This is a genomic window from Brevundimonas sp., assembly GCF_032107865.1.
In the GTDB taxonomy this organism is placed as follows: domain Bacteria; phylum Pseudomonadota; class Alphaproteobacteria; order Caulobacterales; family Caulobacteraceae; genus Brevundimonas.
The window spans coordinates 1-3,186 of the sequence record NZ_DAMCNG010000272.1; the positions used below are offsets into that span (position 1 = coordinate 1).

General features: G+C 64.6%; 5 protein-coding genes. 4 read left to right on the plus strand and 1 reads right to left on the minus strand.

The features are described 5' to 3' along the window. The 4 genes from RT567_RS15335 to gltX all read left to right on the plus strand — a co-directional run. A partial coding sequence (locus tag RT567_RS15335) for a flagellar assembly protein FliX (RefSeq protein WP_313577105.1) occupies positions 1-298 on the plus strand: 298 nt, incomplete at its 5' end. Between the two features lie 187 nt (positions 299-485). Then, complete coding sequence (dksA, locus tag RT567_RS15340) at positions 486-920, plus strand: RNA polymerase-binding protein DksA (protein ID WP_313577108.1); 435 nt, start codon at positions 486-488, stop codon at positions 918-920. A gap of 129 nt (positions 921-1,049) precedes the next feature. Continuing rightward, the gene (locus tag RT567_RS15345) at positions 1,050-1,415 is read left to right on the plus strand and encodes a DUF4377 domain-containing protein (protein WP_313577106.1); all 366 of its coding nucleotides are present in this window, start codon (positions 1,050-1,052) and stop codon (positions 1,413-1,415) included. Positions 1,416-1,606: 191 nt separating this feature from the next. Further along, positions 1,607-2,941: a glutamate--tRNA ligase gene (gene gltX, locus RT567_RS15350; protein WP_313577107.1), complete on the plus strand. Its 1,335-nt coding sequence runs from the start codon at positions 1,607-1,609 to the stop codon at positions 2,939-2,941. Between the two features lie 76 nt (positions 2,942-3,017). On the opposite strand, the gene RT567_RS17265 is transcribed toward gltX, so the two are convergent. Continuing rightward, a partial coding sequence (locus RT567_RS17265) for a CC_3452 family protein (RefSeq protein ID WP_409516184.1) occupies positions 3,018-3,186 on the minus strand: 169 nt, incomplete at its 5' end.

Genomic DNA, 3,186 nt, shown 5'->3' on the forward strand with positions numbered 1-3,186 from the left:
CGCGTCAGGCGTCGCGAGCGCTGCGGCTCTGATGGCGTTGCAGGGCGTGGAAGACCCGACGGAGCGCCGCCGTCGCGCCATTCGCCGGGGCTCGGGCCTGCTGGATCGACTGGACGAGCTGAAGCTGGCGCTGTTGGGCGGTCAGGACGGGGCGGCGGCTCTGGGGCGTCTGGCCCGCGATCTGCGCGAAGAACGCGATGAGGACGCTGAGCCGGGCCTGAAAGCTGTGCTGGACCAGATCGACCTGCGCGCTTCGGTTGAATTGGCAAAAGCGGAAATGACCCGGTCGCGCTTCTGAAGACGTTGAAACTTCGGTTGAACCCTGGATTTCCGGGGCTTTGTGAGGATAATTCGCCACACTCACCCTGCGTAAGCGCAGCTTAGCCATATCACGGACTCGCGAACGCCATTGCCGCGACTCTTGCGCTTGCCTATACGGCCCATGCGCCGCAGGGGGGCGCGATTAGGGAATGAGTGTGAGTGCGATGACCGCATTAGCCTCTGTAGTGTCCGGGGACTCGGCCGTGTATCGGCCGAATGACGACGAGCCGTTCATGAACGAACGGCAGGTCGCCTATTTCAAGACCAAGCTCTTGTCCTGGAAAGACGACATTCTTCGCGAGTCGAAGGGCACCGTCACCAATCTGAAAGCCGAGACCGAGAACCATCCAGACTTGGTGGACCGGGCCTCGTCGGAATCCGATCGCGCGCTGGAGCTTCGGACGCGCGACCGGCAACGCAAGTTGATCTCCAAGATCGACGACGCGCTGCGCCGGATCGAGGACGGCTCTTACGGCTATTGCGAGGATACCGGCGAGCCGATCGGCCTGGGCCGTCTGGAGGCCCGTCCGACAGCTACGCTGTCTGTCGAGGCTCAGGAACGGCATGAGCGCCGCGAACGGGTCCACCGCGACGATTGAGAGATGCAAACCTTCGTCAAATGACGAAATGTTCGGGTTTGCTCCAAGTTTGAGCCATGTTGCGCTGCGATGTGGTCGGTGGCGGTGATGATCTGTCGTCGTCACCCCTCAACTTCGCAAGGATCGTTCATGACCCGCGTCTTCGTCTCTTTCTCAGTCTTGGCCTTGCTGGCCGTCGGCGCCTGCGCCCAGACGCCCGGAACCGATACTGCGCCGCTGACTGCGACCGGCGTCGTGGAAAAGGTGGTCTATGTCGCGGGGCAGACCCAGCCCTGCACGGCGGGGGTGATGAAGACCTCTTGCCTTCAAGTGCGCGAGACCGAGAGCCAGCCGTGGGAACTGCACTACTTCGGCTATGAAGGCTTCGAGCATCAGCCGGGCGTGGAATACCGTCTGCGCGTTCGCGGCACGCCGGTCGCCAATCCGCCGGCGGACGCCTCGTCGGTGCGCTGGTCGCTGATCGAAATCCTCGATCAGAAGCCGGCTCAGTCCTGATCAGGTTTCCGCACGCCCCTCTCTTGACTTCGAGGGGGCCGTGATCGACCTAGACCCCAGTCGGAACGGCGTCACGCCCGCGCGGGTGTGGCGCCTTTTCGACGTTTTCAGAGACTGGACGCTCTGCCCGGATCATCATGGTTCGCGGCGGGCCGCCCGGCCGCCTTCGCTTTCAGGCTCGCAGGATCCTTATGTCCGTCAAGGTTCGTTTCGCTCCGTCTCCCACGGGTAAGCTGCACGTCGGCAATGTCCGCACGGCTCTGGTGAACTGGCTGTTCGCCAAGGGGCAGGGCGGCTCCTTCGTGCTGCGCATCGACGACACCGACCTGGTCCGCTCGACGCAGGAGTCGGAAGACAACATCGAGATCGATCTGAAGTGGCTCGGCCTGACCTGGGACGAACGCTACAACCAGTCCAAGCGGTTCGACCGCTATGAGGAGGCCGCCGCCCGGCTGAAGGCCGATGGCCGCCTCTACCCCTGCTACGAAACGGCCGATGAACTGGATCGCCGCCGCAAGGTACAACTGTCGCGCGGCCTGCCGCCCATCTACGATCGCGCCGCCCTGTCGCTGACCGATGCCGAAAAGGCCGCGCTGGAGGCCGAGGGCCGTCGCCCGCACTGGCGCTTCAAGCTGGAAGGCAAGCGCGTCGCCTGGGAAGATCTGGCGCGCGGTCACGCCGAGGTGGACACCGCCTCCATGTCCGACCCGGTGCTGATCCGCGAGGACGGTCTGTTCCTCTATACGCTACCGTCGGTCGTCGACGACATCGACATGGAGATCACCCACATCATCCGGGGTGAGGACCACGTCACCAACACCGGCGCCCAGATCGAGATCTTCGAGGCGCTCGGCGCCAAGATGCCCGGTTTCGCCCACATGCCGCTGCTGGTCGGCGCCGACGGCACGGCCCTGTCCAAGCGCCTGGGCTCGCTGGCTATCATGGACATGCGCGCCGACGGCTATGAGCCGATCGCCATCACCAGCCACCTCGGCAAGATCGGCACTTCGGACAATCTGGAGGTCGCCGCCTCGCTGCAGGAACTGGGCGACGCCTTCGCCTTCTCCAAGATGGGCCGTTCGCCGGCTCGCTACGACACGGCTGATCTGGATCGCCTGAACGCCCAGGCGGTGCACGGGATCGACTATGCCGCCGCCCGACCGCGTCTCGAAGCTCTGGGCGTCGACCTGGGCGAAACCTTCTGGAACACGGTGAAGGGCAACCTCAGCAAGTTCGCCGATGTTGTTGAGATGGCGAAGATCGTTACGGGGCCGGTGACGCCGGTGATCGAAGACGCCGCCTTCGCCGCTGCGGCTCTGGAACTGCTGCCCGAAACCATTGACGCCGACGCCTGGTCGGCCTGGACCTCGACGGTGAAGGACAAGACCGGCGCCAAGGGCAAGGGTCTGTTCATGCCGCTTCGCCTGATCCTGACGGGCCAGGCGCACGGACCGGACATGGCGGCCATGATCCCGCTGATCGGGCGCGAACGCATGATCCAGCGTCTGAAGGGCGAAACCGCCTGACGGTTCGCCCAACGGATACAAGAAAGGCCGCCTTCGTCACGAAGGCGGCCTTTTTTGATTCAGGACTGAATTTGGATCAGACCGCGTTGCAGGCGGCGATCTCTTCTGCGCTCAGGGCCTGGCCCTTGTAGGAGAAGCTGGTCACCGGGCCGATCTTGGCGACCGTGCGACGGCAGGCGCGCGTCGCGGGCTGGTTGGAGCCGCCGGTGGCGGTGCAGGCGTCGCCTTCGCAGCGCCAGGTGGCG